Origin of the sequence: Corynebacterium sp. ES2794-CONJ1, from assembly GCF_025660615.1 — a bacterium.
GTDB lineage: Bacteria > Actinomycetota > Actinomycetes > Mycobacteriales > Mycobacteriaceae > Corynebacterium.
This window is the reverse complement of record NZ_JAOTIM010000001.1, coordinates 301,582-325,298: the sequence shown is the minus strand read 5'-3', so window position 1 is coordinate 325,298 and position 23,717 is coordinate 301,582. Positions and strand designations below refer to the sequence as shown.

Genomic DNA, 23,717 nt, shown 5'->3' with positions numbered 1-23,717 from the left:
GTGCCCGGAAAATTACGTGTACATGAGCTCGCTAAACAGCTCGGTATCACCAGCAAGGAGTTACTTGCCACACTCAGAGATAAAGGCGAGTTTGTCAAAACTGCTTCCTCAACCATAGAACCACCGGTAGTCAAGCGCATGAAGGCGCATTATGCCGCGCAGGCGGAAGCTGCACCTGCCGCCGCAGAAACACCTCAAGCTGATACCCAAAAAGCTGAGCAGACTACCAAACCCGCAGCAAAGCCTGCTAAACCTGCAGCCCAAGCGGCTAAACCCGCAGCTCAGGTCGCAAAGCCAGCCGCTCCAGCCGCTCAGCCAGCAGCTCAGACTGCAAAACCGGCTTCTCCCAAGCCAAGTGCGCCTGCCGCCACCCCTGCGAAACCTGTGGAGCAAAAAGCAAAACCAGCTGCACCCAAAGCGAAGCCCACTGAGCAAGTAGCGAAGCCTGTCAATCCAGCAGCCCAAACTGCCAAGCCGGCAAGCCCAACTTTCTCAGAGCCTGCTAGTGCAAGCTCTGATAAGCCTGCTCCAGCTGCTAAGCCAGCGGGACCCACCCCAGGGACAATGCCAAAGCCACAAGCGAAGCCTGCTCCAAAGCCTGGCGCACGTCGAGTGGCAAATAACCCATTCTCTACCGGAGGCCAAGACCGACCAGGTCCGCGTCCAGGAGGGCGCCCCGGTCCGCGCCCAGGAGGATCCACCGGCGACCGCCCAGCTCGCGGTGCTCGCGGAGGTCAGGGTGGCAATCGCCCTCAAGGTGATCGTCAGCGCCCAGGCGGACAAGATCGTCCGAATAACCAAGAGCGTCAAGGAGGAGGACGTCGTCCTTCGCCAGCTATGATGCCGAACCATCCATCACCAGGAGCTATGCCAGAGCGCGCAGCTTCTGGGGGTCGAGGTGGCCGAGGTGGCAATAATCAGGGCGGCGGCTTTGGACCGAATCGACCAGGCGGCGCAGGTCGCGGTGGTCGACGCGGAGGAACCGCGGGTGCTTTCGGACGCCCAGGTGGCGCCCCTCGCCGCGGACGCAAGTCGAAACGGCAGAAGCGTAACGAGTACGAGTCCATGCAGGTGCCAAATGTCATTGGTGGCGTCGCGCTGCCCAATGGCGCTGGCGCTACCGTGCGGCTCGCTCGCGGAGCTTCTCTCTCCGACTTTGCTGACAAGATTGATACCGATGCATCGGCATTGGTGCAAGCACTGTTCAACTTGGGCGAGATGGTAACAGCCACGGCTTCCGTTTCCGAGGAAACCCTCCAGCTTTTGGGCGAAGAAATGAACTACGTCGTTGAGGTCGTTTCCCCAGAAGATGAAGATCGTGAGCTACTGGAGACCTTCGATCTGCAGTTTGGCGAAGACGCCGGAACCGAAGACGATCTAGAATTTAGGCCTCCAGTTGTGACCGTAATGGGCCACGTCGACCATGGTAAAACTCGACTACTGGATACCATCAGGAAGGCTAACGTCGGTTCCGGCGAGGCAGGTGGAATCACCCAGGGGATCGGTGCCTACCAGGTTCAGGTTGATATCGAGGGCCGCGATCGAAAGATCACCTTCCTAGATACGCCAGGACACGAGGCCTTCACCGCCATGCGTGCCCGTGGTGCCAAATCCACTGATATCGCCGTACTCGTGGTGGCCGCAGATGACGGAGTGATGCCCCAGACCATCGAGGCGATCAACCATGCCAAGGCAGCAGATGTGCCGGTAGTTGTGGCTGTGAACAAGATTGATAAGCCGGGGGCTTCTCCTGATCGTATCCGTGGTCAACTTTCCGAATATGGACTGATCCCGGAGGAATATGGTGGCGACACCATGTTCGTTGATATTTCCGCTAAGGAAAATATCAATATCGATAACCTCCTCGAATCGGTTCTGCTCACCGCGGATGCTTCATTGGATCTGCGTGCTAACCCCGAGATGGATGCCCAAGGCGTTGCTATTGAAGCACACCTGGATCGCGGCCGTGGCCCGGTGGCCACCGTAATTGTGCAGCGAGGCACCCTGCGCGTCGGCGATTCGATCGTAGCCGGCGACGCATATGGTCGTGTTCGCCGCATGGTCGACGAGCACGGCAATGACGTGGAGGAAGCTGGTCCATCGCGTCCAGTCCAGGTACAGGGCCTCAACGGAGTTCCAGGCGCTGGTGATAACCTACTGGTTGTTGAGGATGATCGCGTCGCTCGCCAGATTGCAAATCAGCGAAATGCCCGCAAGCGCAACGCATTGGCTGCGAAGACTCGCAAGCGCGTTTCTCTCGAGGATCTGGATGCAGTATTGCGCGAGCACTCCACGCTCAACCTCATCCTTAAGGGCGATAACGCCGGTTCGGTGGAAGCTTTGGAGGAAGCTCTCCTACAGATCGATATGGACGACGAAGTCGAGCTCAATATCATCGACCGCGGCGTGGGTGCAGTAACCCAGACCAACGTATCGCTTGCTGCCGCTTCCGATGCCGTCATCATCGCCTTCAACGTGCGTTCCGAAGGTAAGGCAACCGAGGAAGCAAACGCTGAGGGTGTAGATATCCGCTACTACACGGTTATCTACCGCGCGATTGAGGAAGTTGAGTCCGCTCTGCGCGGCATGCTCAAGCCGGTCTACGAAGACCGCGATGTCGGACGCGCTGAAATTCGCGCCATCTTTAAGGCCTCCTCTGTCGGCCTTATCGCGGGCTGCAAGGTCGAAGATGGCAAGATGCGCCGTGGTGCATCGATCCGCTTGATCCGAGATGGCAACGTAGTAACCAGTGATGCCACAATCAGCTCGTTACGTCGAGAAAAAGACGACGTGACCGAGGTGGCTGCAGGTTATGAGTGCGGTATGGTGCTCAGCTACCCGAATATCGAGGTGGGCGACATAATCGAAGCCTACGAGAAGGTCGAAGTACCTCGCGATAAATAGGCTGACTATCCCGCTGTGAGAAGAATATCCCTCTCACAGCGGGATTTTTCTGCGCTATATAGCTTTCTCGCCTCGGATCGTTAATTGAGCACTAAACCGATACTATTTAAGAGAGGTTCAGGTGCACCGAAAAGTGAGCGCCCCCGCACCTCGTGATAAAAAAATATTATTCAAGGAGTGAGTTTTCATGGCAGATAATTCTCGCGCACAGCGTCTGGCAAAAAGGATCCTACAAATTGTTGCTACCGCCATCGAACGGGAGATCAAAGATCCGCGTTTGGAATTTGTTACGATCACCGACGCTCGAGTAACCGGTGACCTCCACGATGCGACTCTCTACTACACCGTGCGTGGAGCTAGCATCGACCAGCCAGCAGACCACGAACGAGCCGCTGAAGGGCTGGAAAAAGCTCGTGGTTCACTACGCAAGATAGTAGGTGAAGCGCTCTCAGTGCGTTTTACACCTACCCTGAAATTCGAACTCGATACCGTCCCGGAGACCTCTGCCCGCATGGAGGATCTCTTAGCGCGGGCTCGTGAGCGCGATGCAGAATTGGCGGAGTTGCGGAAGAATGCCCGGCCCGCTGGCGACGAGAATCCCTACAAGAACTAGAGCTAGGCGCTCGCAGCCGATAGGCTATGAATAATTCGATGATTACTGAGCAGTCCCACCCGGATACGTATGAGTTGCCTAGTGCTCGATCAATTCTCGCGCTGGCGCTTCCAGCCCTTGGCGTCCTCATTGCTACTCCGCTCTTCCTGCTACTCGATACTGCAGCAGTCGGACGGTTTGGAGGAGGAGAGTTCTTAGCGGCTTTAGCAACAGGAACGACGTTGTTCTCTATTGTGACCACGCAGCTGACTTTTCTTTCTTATGGAACCACTGCCCGTTCTGCACGATATTTCGGAGCGGGGGATCGAAGCAGCGCTATCGCCGAAGGGGTACAGGCAACTTGGGTGGGGATCGCCGTGGGAATCGTGCTCGCACTGATTATGTGGTTCGGGGCTCCATGGTTTAGCCTGTGGATCTCCGCTAATTCAGAGGTAAGCGAGCTCGCGACCACCTGGTTGCGAATCACTTCTTTCGCGATCCCGATGGTGCTATGTTCCATGGCGGGTAACGGCTGGCTGCGCGGGATTCAAAATACGAAGCTACCGCTCATCTTCACGCTGCTGGGCCTAGGTCCAGGCGCGGTTCTCATTCTGGTATTGGTTCACCGCTACGGAATCGTCGGGTCGGCGTGGGCGACTCTGGCTGCCGAAGCCATTATGGCTGGTCTGTTTGTAGGAGCCCTGGTGCTTATGCATAAGGGGAGCTGGGCTCCCGACGCGCGGATCATTAAGGATCAGTTAATTCTGGGTCGAGATCTCATTGTTCGTTCTCTCGCCTTCCAGGTGGCTTTTTTGTCTGCAGCCGCGGTAGCTGGACGCATCAGTGCGCAAGCTTTGGGCGCGCACCAGGTACTTCTTCAACTGTGGAATTTCTTTAGCCTGCTCCTCGATTCTCTGGCTATTGCTGCCCAGACCCTCGTGGGTGCAGCGTTAGGGGCGCAGAGTTTGAAGGCTGCTAGGCAAGTAGGTCAGCGAATTTTGCTCTATTCTCTGGGATTTTCTGTGCTGCTCGCGGCAGTGCTCGCAGCCAGTTACCGGATGGTTCCTCCTCTGTTTACCACCGATCAGTCGGTTCTTAAAGAGATCGCGGGCCCATGGTGGCAGCTCGTATTTATGATTATCGTAGCTGGTGTGGTATTCGCCCTTGACGGAGTTTTATTGGGCGCAGCCGATGCGGCATACCTGCGAACTACGACGCTTATCGGTGTCCTCGGCGGATTCCTGCCGGGAGTGTGGATTGCCAACTACTTTGGCTTAGGCCTGCAAGGGGTCTGGTGGGGGATTCTCGCTTTTATGATGATCCGATTCTTCAGCGTTGTGGGGCGCTTCTATTCCATGAAATGGGCCAGCCGGGCCCTCGCTTCCAACTACGCAACCTATACTGAAAGATAGTGCGTTCCAGCTTCTGCGTACCCACTTCGAAGGAGTGAATATGACCCAAACGCTGTGGGCGGTCGCCGACTTGCATGGAGCGGTTAAGCACAACCGGGAGATGATCGAATCCATCAAGGCTCGTGATCCGTCCGATTGGTTGATTGTCGCTGGCGATGTGGCTGAGCGCACCGAAGTGGTCATTAAAATTCTTGGCAAGCTACGCCGCACATTTTCCACAGTAATCTGGGTACCAGGCAACCACGAGTTATTTATGCGCACCGGCGATACCTTTCTGGGCCGGGCGAAATACGAAGAATTAGTGCGACGTTGCCGGCAAATTGATGTCCTAACCCCTGAAGATCCGTATCCTGTATTCCACGGCCGTACGGTTGTGCCGTTATTTACGCTCTATGACTACTCCTTTAGGCAACCCGATCTTAGCGTCGAGCAAGCAGTGCAAGCCGCTCGCGATAAGGGCATTATGCTAACCGACGAATTCGCTATAGCTCCCTTTGTCGATATTCGCGCGTGGTGCTGGGACAGGCTCGCGTACTCGGTCAAACGGTTGAGTAGAATCTCCGGCCCCACTATTTTGGTTAATCACTGGCCGCTCGTGGTAGAGCCGGTGAACCAGCTCACATATAAAGAGATCGGCCTCTGGTGCGGAACTCGTCATACGCGTACCTGGGCGCAACGATATCAGGCCGAAGCGGTAGTGTATGGTCACCTCCACAATCCTGGGTGCCTAAAGGTGGAGGGTATCAATCACCTCGAGGTCTCTTTGGGCTATCCGCGAGAGTGGCAAGCCACTATCAATAGTCGACAGTGGCCCTACCCAGTCGTGGAGGCATCATAGCGCATGGTAGAGGCTAATTTATTCCCTGAGTCCGCTCGCTTCCATGTCCTCAAAGTGGATCCTCAATCCGTTGATCTTCGGCATTTCAGGCAATTGCACCCCACGGAACAAGCAGCGGTGCACCATGCGGTTGATAAACGAAAGGCCGAGTTCGGCGACGGTCGCTTTTGTGCCCACCAAGCCTTACGGGCACTCGGGTGCGAATCAGGGCACCCCATTGTGCGTGGAGAACGCGGAATGCCGGTATGGCCAGAGGCAGTTTCCGGCTCCCTCACTCATACCGACGGTCTGCGAGCTGCGGTGGTGGCACCACGATCGCGGGTGCGCTCAATGGGACTCGATGCAGAGATAGCTGAGCATTTACCAGAGGGGATCCTGGGGTCGATTGCCCGGCGAGGGGAACTCGCCCAACTCGAGCAATTACGCAAACAAGGTATCACGTGTGCAGATCGCTTGCTGTTCTGTGCCAAAGAAGCCACGTATAAAGCGTGGTTCCCACTGACCCATCGATGGCTCGGTTTCGAACAGGCCGAAATCGATATTCGCCTAGATGGAAACTTCGTCTCCTACCTTCTGGTCCGGCCCACCCCCGTCCCTTTTATCGAGGGACGGTGGATGATTGCAGATGGCTATATTATTGCGGCAACTGCGGTGCTGAGCGAGAGCGCCTAGTTCAAAGTGTTGGGTCGTGCCACGAAGATGCTGGCCAGCCTCTTGCCCTGCTGTTTAACGAGGGCAATAGCTCGGCCATCTGGGTCTACCGCGGCAAATGGCCCCTCCTGCGCCACTGGTTGGAGCCATTTGCCCATCGACAGATCCCGAGCTTGGTCTGCAGTAATATCGAGAACAGGGTAGCAATGGGGGAGGGCTTGGTCTAGGCTCATGGATAGTTGTGGTGCCTTCTCGAGTTCCTCAAGGGTTCGAGCGTCCTCCAGAGAAAAGTGGCCGAGCACGGTACGGCGCAGATAAATAAGATGACCGCCGATGCCTAGAGCCTCTCCCAAATCGCGTGCCAGAGAACGGATATAAGTCCCTGAAGAGCACTGCACCCGAATATCTACGTCAATATGATCGCTGTGAGGGCGAATATCTGAGACAGAGTAGGAGAAAATTGTTACTGGCCGAGCAGGAATCTCTATATCCTCGCCATCACGGACTCGCTGATAGGCTCTCTTGCCGTCGATTTTAACAGCTGAAACTCGGGCTGGGCGCTGCATGATATCGCCACGAAATGGTCCGATGGCAGCGTTGATCGTTTCCACACTCACCTCAGCAAGCTCAGCTGCGCTAGCCCGTGAGATTTCCTCACCTTCGGCATCATCGGTGGTCGTTGCCGATCCAAGGCGGATTATCGCCTCATAAGTCTTTGTGGCATGGACTAAATGTGCTAAAAATTTAGTGCCGCGCTCAACCCCTAAAACTAAGACACCAGTAGCCATCGGGTCGAGCGTCCCGGCATGACCGACTGCGCGTGTATGAAAGGCGCGACGGACGCGCGCCACTACATCGTGAGAGCTCAGCCCAGCAGGCTTATCCACGATAACGAGGCCAGAACGGTCGAGTAGGGAAGAGGGCTTGTCAGTCATAAATCCCAAGTCTATGAGCTGCTATCACCTTTTGCCCATTTTCCCGTAAACTAAGCGGCGTGAATATATGGCGTGGACTCGACAATATACCGGCAGATCTCACATCTAGTGTGGTGAGTATCGGCGTCTTCGACGGCATGCACCGAGGTCACAAGACGCTACTCGATGCCGCCGTTAAACGAGCAGATGAGCTCGAGGTACCCAGTATCCTTCTCACTTTCGACCCACACCCGCTGGCAATCCTGCGCCCGGACCGAATGCCTCCGCTGCTAGCTAGCGTGGAAAGGCGGGCTGAGTTGGCGGCTCAGGAGGGAATAGACTTCATCCTCGCGATGACCTTCAGCGTAGACAAAGCGCAATTGAGCCCTGAGGATTTTTTCACAGAGGTTCTCGTCAATTCCTTACACGCCCGCGCTGTAGTCGTGGGTGAAAACTTCACCTTTGGTCACAATGCCGAGGGCACCACGAAAATATTGCAGGACTTAGGCAAAAAGTACGGGGTTGAGATTTATATTAAGGATCTCCTTGGCGACGACGGGGAGACCATATGTTCCACTTCGATCCGTCGGTATCTCAGTTGCGGTGAGATTCGCCTAGCTAACCACGCTTTGGGTCGCGAGTTCGAGGTGTGTGGCGAAGTGGTCCGCGGTGCTGGACGCGGCGGAAGAGAATTGGGCTATCCCACCGCCAACCTGTACTTTCCTGATTCGGTAGCCTTGCCAAAAGACGCCGTATATGCCGGATGGTTACGAGTGATCTCCGAAGCCCCAATAGATGGGGATATGGAGCATAATACTCGCTACCCAGCAGCGATCTCGGTGGGCCACAACCCCACATTCGGCGATAAACGCCGCAGTGTTGAGAGTTTTGTTATTGGGCGCGATGCCGATCTGTACGGACATACCGTGGTAGTGGAATTCGTAGATTTCGTTCGTGACATGGAAACGTTCAGCGGCATCGATGAACTAGTTGCCACCATTGACAAGGACGTGGCACATACCTTAGATATACTCAACCATTCCTCATAAGGCTAGGCGAGGACATTTACTGATCGGAGAGTGACATGTACACCAAGATCATTCTTGACCTCGATACAGGCATCGACGACGCGCTGGCAATCGCTTATACCCTCGGCTACTGCGCGGCCCATCCCGAGGTCGAACTCGTCGGGATCACCTCCACCTACGGGAACGTCGATATTGCCACCAGCGTGCGCAATAATCTAGCGGTGACGCAACTTTTTAAACGCTCCGATATCAAAGTCTATGCCGGCCCGCCTAAGGCTCTTGGTGCTTCAGATTTTAAAGTCCTTGAAATCTCGTCGTTTATTCATGGGGCAAATGGGATTGCAAATATGATAATCCCTGAACCGCATAAAAGTGGAGAGAACCGAGATGCCGCAGATTTCCTGATCACCTCCGTGCATACCTTCGGCGATGATCTCGTTATTATTCCCACCGGGCCCTTGACCACCATTGCTACGGCAATAGCGAAAGATCCCACCTTTGCACATAAGGCTCATATTGTCTTCATGGGAGGGGCACTAACCGTACCGGGCAACGTGAAGCCGTGGGCAGAGGCGAATATCCATCAGGATCCCGAGGCCGCTGATCGAGTGCTTCGTGAAGTCGAAGATATCACCATGGTGGGGCTCGACATCACCTTACAAACGCTATTGACTCCCGATGATCTCGCGATCTGGCGGGAGCTTGAGAATTCACGGGCGGAATTTATTACCGCACTCGCAGAATACTATATCGATGCCTATGCCGAATTTGATCCCACGCTTGGTGGGTGTGGGCTCCACGATCCGCTTGCTGTGGCTATTGCACTCAACCCGGATCTTGCTGTCTATCACAACATGAACCTCATGGTCGACACAGCGGAACCGCTGCGTGGGCGGACCACGGGCGACACCACACGTTTGGGGAATCACAGGAAAAATGTCAAGGTAGCCCTCGGGGTGGATGTGCAGCGTTTTAAGCAGCTCTTTATGCATTACACCACACTCGCTGCGAGCTAAGTGCACGAAAAGTCAACGCTCGTGCTATAGTCGTTGAAGTTTCTCTTACTGTGGTTCACAGCAGTTTGAAAAACCACCGTTTATAAGGCGGTGATGACGTTTAATGTGGACTGGAAATTTCAAGGAGTAACCCCATGGCTCTTAATGCAGAGCAGAAGAAGGCCATTCTCGCTGAGTTTGGTTTGCACGAGACTGATACCGGTTCGACCGAGGCACAGGTTGCCTTGCTCACTCACCGCATCAATACCTTGACCGAACACCTCAAGTCCCACAAACATGACCACCACTCTCGTCGTGGTCTGCTCTTGATGGTGGGTCGTCGTCGTGGTCTTCTGAAGTATCTGGCAGCCAATAACGTTGACCGTTACCGCGATCTCATCGCTCGTTTGGGTCTGCGTCGTTAAGCTCTAAGAAAAAAGAATCCCTCCCCTTGTGGGAGGGATTTTTGTTTGGGGCTAAAGACTGGGTGAAGTTGTGTTAAAGTCGTTCTTGTTGCGTTTTTTGGATATCCGAAAACAAAAATACCGAAGATATAAATCATGGTAGAAAGACGGCACCGATGATCGTCGAAAAGCACGCACAATAAAGAGGAGAACGTGCATGAGCAGTGCAAAAAAATTAGTTACTTTTACTGAGGATCCCGAAGTTGGCATTACCGAAGCAATAGCCACCATCGATAACGGCGATTTTGGAACCCGAACCATCCGCTTCGAAACCGGGCAACTAGCCCGCCAAGCGGGTGGTTCTGTTACTACCTATCTCGACGACGATAATATGCTGCTGTCAACGGTGACAGCATCCTCGCAGCCCCGCGAAAACTTTGACTTCTTCCCCCTGACCGTCGATGTTGAAGAACGGATGTACGCCGCGGGACGCATCCCAGGTTCCTTCTTCCGCCGTGAAGGCCGCCCCTCCACCGAAGCGATCCTCGCGTGCCGTCTTATCGACCGTCCTTTGCGCCCTACCTTTGTGAAGGGGCTGCGCAACGAAGTGCAGGTCGTGGTGACCGTTTTATCAGTCGATCCAGAAGATATGTACGACGTCGTAGCCATCAACGGCGCCTCCGCTGCAACCCAGCTCTCGGGACTACCCGTATCTGGTCCTGTAGGCGGCGTGCGCATGGCGCTTGTCGCAGATGAGAAACACCCCAAGGGGCAGTGGATTGCTTTCCCCACTCACGCCCAGCATCAGGAGGCTCTGTTCGAGCTCGTTGTGGCTGGCCGCATCATTACTAAGCGGCAGGGAAGGAAGACCGTCGAAGACGTCGCCATTATGATGGTGGAAGCGGGGGCCACCGAGTCCGTTGTAGACAAGATCAAGGATGGCAAACCAGCTCCAACGGAAGATGTTGTAGCGGCAGGTTTGGAAGCAGCCAAGCCTTTTATCGAGGTGCTCTGCCGAGCCCAGCTTGGTCTTGCCGAGCGAGCTGCAAAGGAGACCCAAGAGTTTCCTCTCTTCCCTCCCTATTCAGATGATATTTTCGCCGCGGTGGAGAAGCAGGCAACCAAAAAACTGGGCTCCCTACTCACTATCAAGGCAAAGCAAGAGCGCGATGATGCCACCAATGAATATATGGAGCACGTCGAGGCCCAACTGGTCAAGCGTTTTACTACGGACGAGAGAAGCGAGGAGACCGCTGCTAAGGAAATCCGTGCCGCATATAACGCTGTGATGAAGAAGGTTGTGCGTCGCATGATCCTCACCGATCACTTTCGTATCGATGGCCGTGGTGTCACCGATGTGCGCGACCTGGGCGTAGAAGTAGATCTCATTCCGCGGGCACATGGCTCCTCGCTCTTTGAGCGAGGAGAAACTCAGATCATGGGTGTGACCACGCTTGATATGCTCAAGATGGCGCAACAGATTGATTCGCTGTCGCCAACAACGTCGAAGACATATTTCCACCATTACAACTTCCCGCCATATTCGGTGGGTGAAACTGGCCGTGTGGGTTCACCGAAACGCCGCGAAATAGGTCACGGTGCTCTTGCTGAGCGTGCGCTTATTCCAGTGATCCCGTCCCGGGAAGAATTCCCGTACACGATTCGTCAAGTTTCCGAAGCCTTAGGCTCCAATGGTTCTACCTCGATGGGCTCGGTATGCGCCTCAACGCTTTCGCTTTATAATGCCGGGGTGCCACTGAAGGCTCCCGTTGCGGGTATTGCTATGGGCCTAGTTTCCGATGAGGTCGATGGGGAGACCGCCTATGTGGCGCTGACCGATATCTTGGGTGCTGAGGATGCCTTTGGCGATATGGACTTTAAGGTTGCCGGTACAGCAGATTTCATCACCGCCTTGCAGCTCGATACCAAGCTCGACGGTATCCCCTCTGAGGTACTCGCAGCAGCCCTATCTCAAGCTCGCGATGCTCGTCTGTATATCTTGGATACAATGGCTGAGGTCATTGATGGACCCGATGCTATGAGTGAATACGCTCCGCGAATCACCTCGGTTAAGGTTCCTGTGTCAAAGATCGGTGAGGTGATCGGGCCGAAGGGTAAGACCATCAATGAAATCACCGAGGCGACTGGTGCCGATATTTCCATCGAAGACGATGGAACCGTCTATGTTTCCGCAACCGGCGGCAAAGCTGCAGATGCTGCCATCGAGCGCATTAATGCCATCGCTAATCCGCAGTTGCCTAAGGTAGGCGAGCAATTCCTTGGTACCGTGGTCAAGACTACTGCTTTTGGTGCGTTTGTTTCCTTGGTACCTGGTCGCGACGGTCTAGTACATATTTCGAAGCTCGGGAATGGCAAGCGCATTAGTAAAGTCGAAGATGTCGTAAACGTGGGCGAGAAAATCGAGGTTGAAATCCTCGATATCGATAACCGCGGCAAGATTTCCTTAGGCCTAGTTAGTCACGAGGAAGAAAGCTAAGCAGAAACTCCGTTATGAGCCACCACCCCCCACATACTGGGGTGTGGTGGTCGTTGTGATTTTTAGGGCACTGATAACGCTCCATCACGCTTCAAGGGAGTAGCGTTGTCGAGCTCAGCGGAGCTCACGCCATGTCAGGCGCTCGAACCTATTTAATTTTTTTATCCCACCGATGGTTTTGATGAGAAATCTACGCCGGTTTCCCATCAGTACCGGGTATTAAAATCACGGGGCAGAGCAAGCGGATAGCTAGAAAAAATTACCGAGGACTTTGGTCAGATTCTGATGTGCTCCCTCTGGTAAAGGCATCTGCTGTTACCGGGCGCGAGCAGGTGTAGACCAACCGCTTAGCGTGAATACCAGTACAGGGTAGTAGACTCCGTGCATAATCAGATATCTAAGGCTATCCCTAATTACATGGGGCGCAGAGTAGGCACGGAGTTGGCGCAGAGATATAGGACCCCAAGCAAGACAAGCCTACCTAGGTGGTCCCCGAATCCGACATCGCGCACGATATAAGGGACGCGCGAACTGCATGCTTGTGCATCCTATTGGCTTTGCCCAAGTGGGGGTAAAGATAATGTGAATTAGTTCACGCTGCAACTGCGATGTCGAATAAAACACAACGCTTACACATCAGGTGTGTACTTATTCAACTAAAGGACCTCATCTTTTATGGCGATAATCGTTAACAACTCTTTATCTAAAAGCTAATATAACTTTTGGATGATGATCACCATGTGTGTGGAGCGGTAATAACTCGAAAGGCTACCGTTATGGGTAAGAATTTTCAGGAGCTCGTACTGGAGGCATCGGACTACCGCGCTGTCATAACCTGTAGGGGCGCCGGTCTGCGCGAGCTCAGTTATCGCGGGCGACCACTCATTCAGTCTTATAACCCAGGCGAGCCAGCTCCCTTAGGTGCCCACCAACTCTTGGCCCCCTGGCCCAACCGGACCGCGGACGGGCGCTTCATATGTGCTGGGCGCACCTTTGAACTCGAGCGCAGCGAGGCGGCCCGCCACAATGCGATTCATGGATTTATTCGTCGCCAAGAATTCGAGGTTATTAGCCTCTCTCCACACTCCGCAACCCTACGCCTTCGAGATCAACCACATCCCGGGTGGCCGTGGGCAGTGACCTATACCGTGGTGTGGTCACTTGGAGCTGAAACCGGCCTGAGTCTAGATTTCCAGGCCCACAATACATCAGATACTGCCATGCCTTTTGGGTTCGGTTTCCACCCGTATATATGTGCCCAAGGGGCGCCGGTAGATCGAAGTCTATTGGCTCTTCACTCGGTTTCATCGTATCTCCCACTCGAAACTTCCCGGAATCTCCCAGCCGGCCCTGTCTCTCCACTGCACACTCTGGAGAACGAAGGCACTGTTACGACACACCAGCTCGAGATGCTAGGAGAGGGGATGCCACTTGAAGGAGTATTTTTTGACCATTGCTTCGGACCTGGAGTTAATGAGGTAACTCTCATCGACCCCCGGAGCGGACGTGGAGTGAGGATTACAGGCGACGAGTCAATTTCCTGGATGCAGGTTTTCACCCCAGACCCTGCTCGTGGCTGCGGCTTCCCAGGGGTAGGGCGTGCAGTGGCTGTGGAGCCAATGACATGCCCGCCCGATGCTTTACGTTCCGGCACTGACCTTATGACCATCGCCCCGAATGAGGTGAAAAAAGTCAGTGTGAGTATAGGCGCCTACCAACGTACAACAACTTAATAAAACCGCCCAGTCTGACAATATTCCGCCCAGGCTGCGGCTTTGTCCTTCCTTCGTTCCTACTCTTTAAAGGAGGCAGCCATGCCCATGGCTGAATCTGCGCTGAAACTTGATGCTTCATGGGTCGATTATGCGCTTGTGGCACTCTATTTTGCATTCGTTCTCGGAATCGGCTGGGCGGCTCGCTCAAAAGTTTCAAGTTCGATTGACTTCTTTCTCTCCGGACGTTCCCTGCCCGCATGGGTGACTGGCCTCGCGTTCATTTCTGCGAACTTAGGTGCCGTGGAGATTGTGGGTATGTCAGCCAACGGTGTGCAGTACGGATTCCAAACGATGCACTATTTCTGGATCGGCGCCATCCCCGCCATGGTCTTCCTCGGCATCGTGATGATGCCCTTCTACTACGGATCGAAAGTACGCTCAGTACCCGAGTTTATGCTGCGGCGTTTTGGCCCCGGAGCGCACCTTGTTAACGCTATCTCTTTTGCCGTTGCCCAACTTTTGATCGCTGGTATCAACCTGCTCCTGCTGGCAAAGGTAGTTAACTCCCTGCTCGGGTGGCCACTATGGCTGACCCTCATCATTGCCGCGGTTATTGTGCTCTCTTATATCACTCTCGGTGGTCTTTCTGCTGCTATCTATAACGAGGTCTTGCAATTCTTCGTGATCATTGCTGCGCTGCTGCCGCTGACTATTATCGGCCTGCACAATGTTGGCGGATGGTCGGGATTGAAAGAGAGAGTGGCAGAGGAAAGCCACTTCCACACCTGGCCTGGCACCGATATCTCGGGTTTTGATAATCCAATTATTTCCGTGATTGGGCTGGTTTTTGGCCTCGGCTTCGTGCTGTCTTTCGGTTATTGGACTACCAACTTCGTTGAAGTACAGCGCTCCATGGCAGCAGATTCCTTGTCCGCAGCACGACGGACTCCGATTATCGGCGCCTTCCCCAAGATGTTCGTGCCCTTCATAGTGGTCATCCCCGGCATGATTGCCGGTGCTACAGTAGCCCCCATTATGGACGGCAGTGCCAAGCCAAATGATGCCATGTTGTACCTCATGCGCGATCTCCTCCCTAGCGGTCTACTCGGGGTGGCTCTCGCTGGTCTCTTGGCCGCATTTATGGCTGGAATGGCGGCCAATATTTCCGCGTTCAACACCGTGATCTCCTACGATATTTGGCAAACATACGTAGTCAAAGACCGAGAGGATAGTTATTATTTAGGCTTTGGTCGTCTTGCTACTGTAGCCGCAACAGTAATCGCGATTTTCACCGCCCTGATCGCGCAGAACTTCGGCAACGTGATGGATTATCTCCAGACTCTCTTTGGGTTCTTCAACGCTCCGCTCTTTGCCACCTTCATACTCGGTATGTTCTGGAAGCGAATGACCCCCACCGCCGGCTGGGTGGGCCTGGTCTGCGGTACTCTTTCTGCCATTATTTACTGGGTTCTAGCCACGTTCTCCGGCTCAGAGGCGGCTCTGTTCAATCTTCCGGGTCAGGGCACAGCCTTTGTTGCCGCATCCCTAGCTTTCGCTGTCGATATCGCCATCTCCATTGCTGTCTCTGCTCTTACGGTACCTAAAGCCGATCATGAGATGGTGGGCTTCGTACGCTCGGTAACCCCTAAGGAGGACTTGAGCGATGCTGCCGAGGTAGGTGTGGCCTGGTATAAGCGCACAGTTCCACTGGGTGCCCTATGCATGGCTATGGTCATCGTTCTTAATATCGTCTTCGCTTAAACCACAGTAAAGGACCAGCACAATGGCTCATCCACGTTCAATCAAAGCGAGTGCCTTTGATATCCGAAACGTAATCGGCGCCCTCATCGGCATCTATGGCGTCATCCTTGTTTTCGCTTACCTCGCCATCGACCCAGGTATCGACCCCAGCACCGGTATGCCCAAAGATGCCGGTTATAACCTCTGGGTTGGTCTCGCGATGGTGGGCTGCGCCGCAGTATTTTTCCTGTGGGCAAAACTGAACCCGGTCATACCGGAAGTCAAAGAGCACTAAGACTCATGACTGATATACGGGTAACCCGCACAACGCTTGCCGACGGCCGCGAACTGATATATTTCGACGACGATCCCAGCTATACGACCGGCGAGAAAACGCGTGAGCTTACCGACCCTCGCGATTTACCCGCGGCGACCACCGAATCAGAGATGCGCTGTGACCCCCTCACTGGGGACTGGGTAGTGTATGCCGCGCATCGCATGAATCGGACTTTTATGCCGCCGGCGGACCTCAACCCCCTCGCCCCCTCGCACCCGGGTAAACACCCCACCGAAATCCCTGCTCGAGACTACAACGTCGTGGTCTTTGAAAACCGATTCCCGTCTTTGTCTACCCATATGCATATTCCCGATGATTTCGCCCACCTGGTCGACGGTATCGAGTTGGTGCCGCGCCAGCCGGCATATGCCCGCTGCGAGGTCGTATGTTTTACACCTGAAGCGTCCCAATCATTTAAGGACCTCAGCCTGACTAGGGCGCGCACAGTGATAGAAGCGTGGGCGCATCGGACAGCTGAACTCTCTCGTATTAAGGGGGTGAGACTGGTATTTCCCTTCGAAAATAGGGGAGAGGAGATCGGGGTCACTCTCCAGCATCCCCACGGCCAGATCTATTCCTATCCCTTCCTCCCCGCCCGCGCTCAAGCGATTGTCAATCGCGCCCGGGCGCACCAAGAACGCACTGGTCGAGATCTTTTTGATGATTACCTCACTGCCGAGCTAGAGGCAGGGACACGAATTGTGGTAGCGGGAAAACAGTGGGTGGTATTTGTCCCCGCAGCAGCTAAGTGGCCAGTCGAACTGATGGTCATGCCGCGTCGACACGTGGCAGACTTTGCGGAGTTGAGCAATCCCGAAAAAGATGAGCTCGCTCGTATCTATCTCACCGTATTACAAGCTCTCGATCATTTCTTTGAGGGCGTCGACAAAACTCCTTATATCGCTGGATGGAACCAAGCGCCAGTTGGTGCGGATCGAACATTCGGCAGGCTACACCTGCAGTTATTTTCCCTTATGCGATCACCACACCGCTTGAAATACTTAGCGGGGTCAGAGTCAGCTCAGGGCGCTTGGATCTCCGATACAACACCTGAGCGGATCGCTCAACGCTTCCGAGATCTTTTAGAGGGGAAGATTGATGTCTTATAGCCCACGTTGGATGCAGACACACGGCGACGGTGCCGGTGCTAGCCTGGCACGAGAGTTATTTGTTCGCACATTCAACCGAGCCCCAGAAATCACTGTTGCCGCGCCGGGGCGAGTCAATTTGATCGGGGAACACGTAGATTATGCTGGCGGTATATGTCTTCCCTTCGCGCTGGGTCAGCGCAGCTATGTAGCGATCGCACGTAGAGATGACCGGAAACTCGCCGTCGTCTCGGATTGGCCTAATTCTGAGATCGAGTCTATAGATCTTCGCGATATTGGCCCCCAACATCCCGCTTCTTGGGCTGGTTATGTCGTTGGTTCAATTTGGGCCGCGTACCAAGCGGGAGTCATTGACGAGCAAGGTTTCGATATTGCGGTCGTCTCCGATGTGCCCGTGGGAGCTGGATTATCCAGTTCGGCTGCGATCGAGTGTTCGGCCGCCCTAGCCGCGGTGGAATTAATCCACCCAGGAAATCTCAACGATGAGATTCGCGAGCACCTTGTCGTAGCCACCATGCGAGCGGAAAACGAGATCGTAGGAGCCTCGACCGGCGGGCTGGATCAAAAGATTTCGCTCTTTGCGCGTCCCGGACACGCTCTTGCAATAGACTTCGGTGATAACAGCAGTCAGCACGTTCCTTTTGATATCGAGTCGGCGGGCTTAAGCCTACTGATTTGTAATACTAACGCCCCTCATTTCCTCGGCGATGGGCAGTATGCTTCACGGCGAGCGGTTATCGATGGGGTTGCCCACGCGGCGGGAGTTTCCACACTTCGCCAGGTGGAGGATCCTTTCGAGGTGGCGGCAAGCTGGGCAGCTAAGAACCAGCCCGCTAGCCAAAGCGCACAACAGTGGCAAGAGGTGGTGTATCGCAGGGTCAGGCATGTCGTTTCGGAGATAGACCGTACTGCTGAGGCCATCAATAGACTCAAAGCCAATGATATCGCTGGTTTTGGCACGTTAATGTGGCAGTCGCACGCTTCATTGCGTGATGACTATGAGGTGTCTACTCCAGAACTCGACCTCGTTGTCGAAGAAGCGCGAGCCATAGGCGCCCTCGGAGCGCGCATGACCGGGGGAGGCTTTGGCGGAAGTGCCATCGCTCTTGTGCGAACCCACGACGCTACCGAGTTAGCTCGCCGGATAGACACCAAGGCTAGGGATCAGGGGTTCCCGATACCGGAATTCCTCCTCGCAACGCCAAGCTACGGGGCTCGTCGACTCGACTAGATCCTACGGTCCGATCCTTCTGAGAAGGATCGGACCTTTTTAGCGCTTCCGCATTTGCTCTACACTATTAGACAGCAAACGCGAGAAAGAGGTTTTCATGACAATCAAAGTGGGTGTGCTGGGCGCACACGGACGCGTCGGACAAGCAATCGTCGACGGCATCAAATCTCAGGAGGATCTGGAGCTCTCAGCCGCTCTTGATCGCGGTGATGACCTGGCACAATTAGTTCAGACAGGAACCGAAGTCATTGTGGACTTCACCACACCGTCATCGGTGATGGACAATCTCGAATTTTGCCTACGTCATGGCATTCACTGTGTGGTCGGGACTACTGGTTTTACCCAGGAGCGCCTCGACCAGGTGCACAGGTGGTGTGATGAGGGCAAGGCTCACTGCCTCATCGCCCCTAACTTTGCCATCTCAGCTGTGCTGACCATGCATTTTGCTAGGATAGCGGCGCGTTTTTTCGAATCCGCCGAAGTCGTGGAATATCACCATCCTAAAAAACTCGATGCCCCGTCAGGAACTGCTATTCATACTGCGGAAATGATCGCTCAGGCGCGCGCTGCCGCTGGAATGGAAGCGATGCCAGATGCGACAGAGCAAAGCCTGGAAGGAGCACGGGGGGCGCTCGTCGATGGGGTACCAGTGCATGCGGTGAGAATGACGGGCATGGTTGCGCACGAAGAGGTTATCTTTGGCACCCAAGGACAGTCCCTGACTATTCGCCAGGATTCTTATGATCGGTCTTCTTTTTGGCCAGGAGTCTATGAGGGCATCCAACAGATTGGGAAGCACCCGGGTCTAACCGTAGGCCTCGAGCACTACCTGGGTTTTGGTAGCAATGGCTAAGACTGCCCACTTACGCGTCGAGTTAATTGCGTGTAGTTCCTTCTATGCACCCTCAGATATCGAGTGGGATACTCCCCCAGAAACCCCAGATTCGGAGGCTCTCATCGAGTTTGCGGGGCGTGCTTGTTATGAAACCTTTGATAAACCGAATCCTCGCACCGCAGATAATTCCGCCTATATCCGCCACATCATGGAGGTCGGTCACCTCGCATTGTTGGAGCATCCGACTGCGACCCTCTATATACGAGGTTTATCTCGTGCCGCTACACATGAATTAACCCGCCATAGGCATTTCAGTTTCTCGCAGCTGTCGCAGCGATTTGTCCATGCCGAGCATGCTGAGGTTGTCGTTCCTCCATTGATTGATCGGAACGAAGAACTTCGACGCCTGTTTATGGAAGCCGTCGATGAGACTCGATTCGTCTACAACGAGCTTGTTGATGCGCTCGAGCAACAACTCGATGGTGAATCCAACGCACTGCTGCGGAGAAAGCAGGCTCGTCAGGCTGCTCGTGCTATTTTGCCCAATGCGACGGAATCGCGAATCGTTGTTTCTGGCAATTTTCGCAATTGGCGCCACTTTATCGGAATGCGCGCGAGTGAGCACGCCGATAATGAAATCCGGGAAGTCGCTGTGCGGTGTGCGGAGGTCTTAAGAAGTGCCGCTCCTGCGGTTTTTTCAGACTTTGAGGTCACCACTTTAAGCGACGGTTCACGTATGGCATCAAGCCCATTTGTTAGCGACTTTTAAGGAATTATTTCCAACCCCTGGGCGGTGGATGCCAAACTTATGCTCAAAAGAAGGTAACGTTGAAGGTCATGAGCAAAGGTTTAGTAGCGCTAACGGGGGCCGAGTATTTCGGCTCGATTTCCGTTGCTATGGTTACCCCCTTTAACGAAAATGGTGAACTTGATCTCGGCGCAGCTGCTAAGCTGGCCCGCCACCTCGTTGATAACGGAGTAGATTCGCTCGTTCTCTCGGGAACGACCGGCGAAGCTCCGACCACCACGCTTACTGAAAAGATCGACCTGCTCACCGCCGTCCGTGAGGAAATAGGAGCAGCGGCCAGAATAATTGCTGGTGCTGGTACTAATAACACACGATCCACGGTGGAAGCATCAAAAGCCTGCGCCGACGCTGGCGCAGATGGGCTTTTAATTGTCACGCCGTATTACTCCAAACCGAGTCAAGAAGGCATTTACCAACATTTCTCCACAGTCGCGAAAGCAACCGAGCTCCCCATCTGTGTTTATGACATACCAGGGCGCACGGGAGTAGCGATCGAGGCGCACACCCTGAGTCGGATAGCGGAACTTCCAACAGTTGCGGCTGTCAAGGACGCCAAGGGAAATATCGCCCTGTCGACTGCACTAATCGATGCGCTCAATCTGGCATGGTATTCCGGTGACGACCCTCTCAATCTTCCTTGGTTGAGTGTAGGCGCCGTCGGGTTTATATCGGTGATCGGGCATCTAGCTCCGCGGCAATTGCGAGAAATGTACGAAAATTTTAACAACGGCAATCTCGCGGAAGCTCGTGAGATTAACGCTTCATTAGCTCCACTCGTGCGTGCCCAAGCGCGCTTGGGTGGAGTGGCCTTTGCCAAAGCTGGTTTAAGGCTGCAGGGCATAGATGTGGGCGAACCCCGCCTACCCAACCTTGCTCCCTCAGTAGAGGAATATGAAGCTCTCAGCCACGATATGAAAATAGCTGGAGTATTAACTAATGAGTGAAACCCGTAGTCGCAACCGACGAGCTGTGCGAAAAGCTGGCTCGCCAGAGACTGCAGACGCCCCAACCTTCATCTCGCCCGAAGGAAGCCCTGATACATCGGGCGCGCCAAGCGAAAAACGCAAGAATGCCACGCAGGGACGTGGCAGAAATAATCGCGGCCCTCAGAAAAATAAAAAGGGTCATGGCCAAGAAAGTGGTCAGCGCGACAGTCGCCGTAATGTGGTGAAATCAATGCAAGGTGCGGATCTTACTGGTCGCCTACCGTTGCCCGGTAAGCCGAAGCGGAACGGTTTGCGCATTTATGCCTTAGGTGGCATTTCGGAAATCGGACGAAATATGACCGTTTTTGAGTACAACAATAAGTTGCTTATTGTCGACTGTGGTGTACTTTTCCCGTCATCAGGCGAACCCGGCGTTGATTTGATCCTCCCAGATTTCGCGCCCATCGAAGACAAATTAGACCAGGTTGAAGCACTGGTGATCACACATGGACACGAGGACCATATCGGCGCCATTCCATGGCTGCTAAAGCTGCGCCCCGATCTCCCCATATTCGCCTCGCGTTTCACGACTGCTCTCATCATGGCAAAATGTCGCGAACATCGAATTCGCCCGAAGATCACGGAGGTAGATAAAGATTCCAACCTCGATCGCGGACCGTTCAATATTCGTTTCTGGCATGTCAATCACTCCATACCCGATTGCTTAGGTGTAGCAATCAAGACTGGAGCTGGCATGGTCGTGATGACCGGCGATATTAAGCTCGATCAAACCCCTCCCAATGGAAAGCCCACCGACCTGCCTGCACTCTCGAGGCTCGGGGATGAGGGGATTGACCTATTCCTGTGTGATTCCACAAACGCCACCACTCCTGGTGTATCTGAATCCGAATCTAATATTGCCCCTGCATTGCGACGTATCATCACCGATGCGAAGCAGCGGGTCATTCTAGCGTGTTTCGCGTCCAACGTTGACAGAGTCCAGGCGGCAATTGACGCCGCTGCGGAGTGCGGACGTAAGGTGGCATTCAACGGCCGCTCCATGATTCGTAATATGGAAATTGCCGAGAAGCTCGGCTATCTCAAGGCCCCGCGTGGAACTATTGTGTCCATGGACGATGCCGGCAAAATGGCTCCATCGAAGGTTCTCCTTATTACTACCGGTACCCAGGGTGAACCGATGGCCGCTCTGTCGAGGATGGCTCGTCGCGAGCACCGCCAGGTTACTGTTCGCGATGGAGACGTTATAATTTTTTCGTCTTCTTTGGTCCCCGGTAACGAAGAGGCTGTATTTGGCGTGATGAATATGTTGGCTCAAATCGGAGCCACCGTGATCACCGGTCGAGATGCCAAAGTACACACCTCTGGCCACGGTTATTCGGGCGAGCTATTATTCCTCTACAACGCTGCGCGCCCACGCCACGCGATGCCTGTACACGGTGAATGGCGACACTTGCGCGCCAACAAGGAACTTGCCATTGCCACAGGTGTGCCGCGGGAAAATACTGTACTAGCGCAAAACGGTGTGGTCGTCGATATGGTCGACGGCAAGGTAGAGATCGCGGGTCAAATCCCTATTGGGCACCTCTATGTGGATGGCGTCACCATGGGCGATATCGATCAAGAAGTGCTTGATGATCGCACGGCCCTTGGCGAGGGAGGTCTTATCTCTATCACTGCTGTGATTGATAATCGCACAGGCCGTCTCCTCGAAGCCCCCACAGTCCAAGCTAAGGGCTTCTCTGAGGATGCTATAGCGATGATGCCCGAGGTCAAAGATCTAGTTTCCACCACCATGAATGATCTCGCGGCGGAAGGGGAGAACGATCCCTATCGTATGGTGCAACAACTGCGGCGAAAAGTCTCCCGCTACGTGGAGCAGACATGGCGTCGTAAGCCAATGATTATGCCCACGGTGGTGCCAATGTCTTCAGATAACAGCACTCCGATACCCGATGAGGATGTGCGTCGCTCGCGTCCGAGTTGGTAACTAAAAAATCCCCGCCTCATTCAGACGGGGATTTTTTATGTCGAGCTTATGCCAAAGCAAAAGAAGATCGGTAGGCTAAATATATGACTCTTTCATCTTCCGAACGTTCCCGCTTGGCTGCCCTTTTTCGAGATACTGACCCCTCGGCGCCTACACTTTGTGGCCAGTGGAACGCCAAAGATCTTCTTGTTCACCTGGTGGTGCGTGAAAATGAGTTTCCAGCCGCTTTGGGTATTGTGAGCTCCCGATTTGAAGGTAGCTTGAAAAAACAGTCTGAGAAGGCGGCGAACCGTGACTACCAGGAACTTATCGATTGCTTTGAACAAGGTCCAGGTGCTTTGAGCCCGTTTCGATACCTTGATCGTTTCGTTAATGCTGCAGAGTTCTTTGTTCACCACGAGGATTTACGTCGTGGATCGGAGCCGGACTCGGTGGCACCCCGCAACTTTACCGATGCGGAAAACAAAGAACTCTATACTTTGCTGAAGTGGCTCGCACCGATGATGTTGCGGAGTTCACGTGTGCCCGTCGTCATCGAACCTCACGGTTTCCAACGGTTTGTGGGAAAAAACAAGCGTGGGGTCGCCACTAAAGGGGACCAGGTGGCAAGGATTCGGGGTGATGTGGGTGAAATCCTGCTCTATCTCTACGGCCGCGATTGGGCTCATGTCGATATCGTCGATGACTATGACGGAATCGATCGATCAAGTCTCTGAGGTTGATCGAGGGAAAATACGGTTCGAAAGTGTTTCAAATGTGAATAGTGTGATTTT

20 protein-coding genes are annotated in these 23,717 nt (G+C 54.2%); 19 read left to right on the top strand and 1 reads right to left on the bottom strand.

Features of this window, described 5'->3' with window-relative positions; translation table 11 throughout:
• The 5 genes from infB (at window position 1) to N7326_RS01495 (ending at window position 6,418) form a co-directional block, all read left to right on the top strand.
• Window positions 1-2,904 carry a translation initiation factor IF-2 gene (gene infB / locus N7326_RS01515; RefSeq protein ID WP_259289252.1) on the top strand — a complete coding sequence of 968 codons (2,904 nt, stop codon included), beginning with the start codon at window positions 1-3 and terminating at the stop codon, window positions 2,902-2,904.
• Between the two features lie 187 nt (window positions 2,905-3,091).
• Window positions 3,092-3,517: a 30S ribosome-binding factor RbfA gene (gene rbfA, locus N7326_RS01510; protein ID WP_259076344.1), complete on the top strand. Its 426-nt coding sequence runs from the start codon at window positions 3,092-3,094 to the stop codon at window positions 3,515-3,517.
• Between the two features lie 26 nt (window positions 3,518-3,543).
• On the top strand, window positions 3,544-4,908 hold the full coding sequence (locus N7326_RS01505; RefSeq protein ID WP_259076347.1) for an MATE family efflux transporter: 1,365 nt from the start codon (window positions 3,544-3,546) through the stop codon (window positions 4,906-4,908).
• Window positions 4,909-4,948: 40 nt separating this feature from the next.
• Window positions 4,949-5,746 carry a metallophosphoesterase family protein gene (locus N7326_RS01500; RefSeq protein ID WP_259076349.1) on the top strand — a complete coding sequence of 266 codons (798 nt, stop codon included), beginning with the start codon at window positions 4,949-4,951 and terminating at the stop codon, window positions 5,744-5,746.
• A gap of 3 nt (window positions 5,747-5,749) precedes the next feature.
• Window positions 5,750-6,418 carry a 4'-phosphopantetheinyl transferase family protein gene (locus N7326_RS01495; RefSeq protein WP_259157687.1) on the top strand — a complete coding sequence of 223 codons (669 nt, stop codon included), beginning with the start codon at window positions 5,750-5,752 and terminating at the stop codon, window positions 6,416-6,418.
• On the opposite strand, the gene truB is transcribed toward N7326_RS01495, so the two are convergent.
• Window positions 6,415-7,332, bottom strand: a complete 918-nt coding sequence (gene truB / locus N7326_RS01490) for a tRNA pseudouridine(55) synthase TruB (protein ID WP_259157690.1) — start codon at window positions 7,330-7,332, stop codon at window positions 6,415-6,417. The two genes, N7326_RS01495 and truB, sit on opposite strands and share 4 nt — an antisense overlap.
• A 59-nt stretch (window positions 7,333-7,391) precedes the next feature.
• On the opposite strand from truB, the gene N7326_RS01485 reads away from it, so the two are divergent.
• From N7326_RS01485 to N7326_RS01420, 14 genes are all read left to right on the top strand, one after another.
• Window positions 7,392-8,360 (top strand): bifunctional riboflavin kinase/FAD synthetase, encoded by a 969-nt coding sequence (locus N7326_RS01485; protein ID WP_259076367.1) that lies wholly within the window; start codon window positions 7,392-7,394, stop codon window positions 8,358-8,360.
• 35 nt (window positions 8,361-8,395) lie between these two features.
• A complete protein-coding gene (locus N7326_RS01480; RefSeq protein WP_259157692.1) occupies window positions 8,396-9,355 on the top strand; it encodes a nucleoside hydrolase in 960 nt (319 codons plus the stop codon).
• A gap of 134 nt (window positions 9,356-9,489) precedes the next feature.
• On the top strand, window positions 9,490-9,759 hold the full coding sequence (gene rpsO / locus N7326_RS01475) for a 30S ribosomal protein S15 (RefSeq protein WP_259076371.1): 270 nt from the start codon (window positions 9,490-9,492) through the stop codon (window positions 9,757-9,759).
• Between the two features lie 196 nt (window positions 9,760-9,955).
• The gene (locus N7326_RS01470; protein WP_259076373.1) at window positions 9,956-12,235 is read left to right on the top strand and encodes a polyribonucleotide nucleotidyltransferase; all 2,280 of its coding nucleotides are present in this window, start codon (window positions 9,956-9,958) and stop codon (window positions 12,233-12,235) included.
• Between the two features lie 776 nt (window positions 12,236-13,011).
• Complete coding sequence (locus tag N7326_RS01465) at window positions 13,012-13,968, top strand: aldose 1-epimerase family protein (RefSeq protein WP_263088038.1); 957 nt, start codon at window positions 13,012-13,014, stop codon at window positions 13,966-13,968.
• 81 nt (window positions 13,969-14,049) lie between these two features.
• The gene (locus tag N7326_RS01460) at window positions 14,050-15,711 is read left to right on the top strand and encodes a sodium:solute symporter family protein (protein ID WP_259076385.1); all 1,662 of its coding nucleotides are present in this window, start codon (window positions 14,050-14,052) and stop codon (window positions 15,709-15,711) included.
• A gap of 22 nt (window positions 15,712-15,733) precedes the next feature.
• Complete coding sequence (locus N7326_RS01455; protein WP_259076387.1) at window positions 15,734-15,985, top strand: cell wall anchor protein; 252 nt, start codon at window positions 15,734-15,736, stop codon at window positions 15,983-15,985.
• A 5-nt stretch (window positions 15,986-15,990) separates the two neighbouring features.
• Entirely contained in the window at window positions 15,991-17,136 is a 1,146-nt protein-coding gene (galT, locus tag N7326_RS01450) for a galactose-1-phosphate uridylyltransferase (RefSeq protein WP_259076389.1), read from the top strand.
• Window positions 17,126-18,367 carry a galactokinase gene (galK, locus tag N7326_RS01445; protein WP_259157696.1) on the top strand — a complete coding sequence of 414 codons (1,242 nt, stop codon included), beginning with the start codon at window positions 17,126-17,128 and terminating at the stop codon, window positions 18,365-18,367. The genes galT and galK overlap by 11 nt, the downstream gene beginning before the upstream one ends.
• 97 nt (window positions 18,368-18,464) lie before the next feature.
• Window positions 18,465-19,220, top strand: coding sequence for a 4-hydroxy-tetrahydrodipicolinate reductase (gene dapB / locus N7326_RS01440; RefSeq protein ID WP_259076393.1), 756 nt, complete (start codon window positions 18,465-18,467; stop codon window positions 19,218-19,220).
• A complete protein-coding gene (gene thyX, locus N7326_RS01435; RefSeq protein ID WP_259076395.1) occupies window positions 19,213-19,971 on the top strand; it encodes an FAD-dependent thymidylate synthase in 759 nt (252 codons plus the stop codon). The genes dapB and thyX overlap by 8 nt, the downstream gene beginning before the upstream one ends.
• 68 nt (window positions 19,972-20,039) lie before the next feature.
• Complete coding sequence (gene dapA / locus N7326_RS01430) at window positions 20,040-20,954, top strand: 4-hydroxy-tetrahydrodipicolinate synthase (protein ID WP_259157698.1); 915 nt, start codon at window positions 20,040-20,042, stop codon at window positions 20,952-20,954.
• On the top strand, window positions 20,947-22,944 hold the full coding sequence (locus N7326_RS01425) for a ribonuclease J (protein ID WP_259076399.1): 1,998 nt from the start codon (window positions 20,947-20,949) through the stop codon (window positions 22,942-22,944). The genes dapA and N7326_RS01425 overlap by 8 nt, the downstream gene beginning before the upstream one ends.
• Window positions 22,945-23,027: 83 nt before the next feature.
• Entirely contained in the window at window positions 23,028-23,660 is a 633-nt protein-coding gene (locus tag N7326_RS01420) for a TIGR03085 family metal-binding protein (RefSeq protein WP_259076401.1), read from the top strand.
• Window positions 23,661-23,717 lie beyond the last annotated feature (57 nt).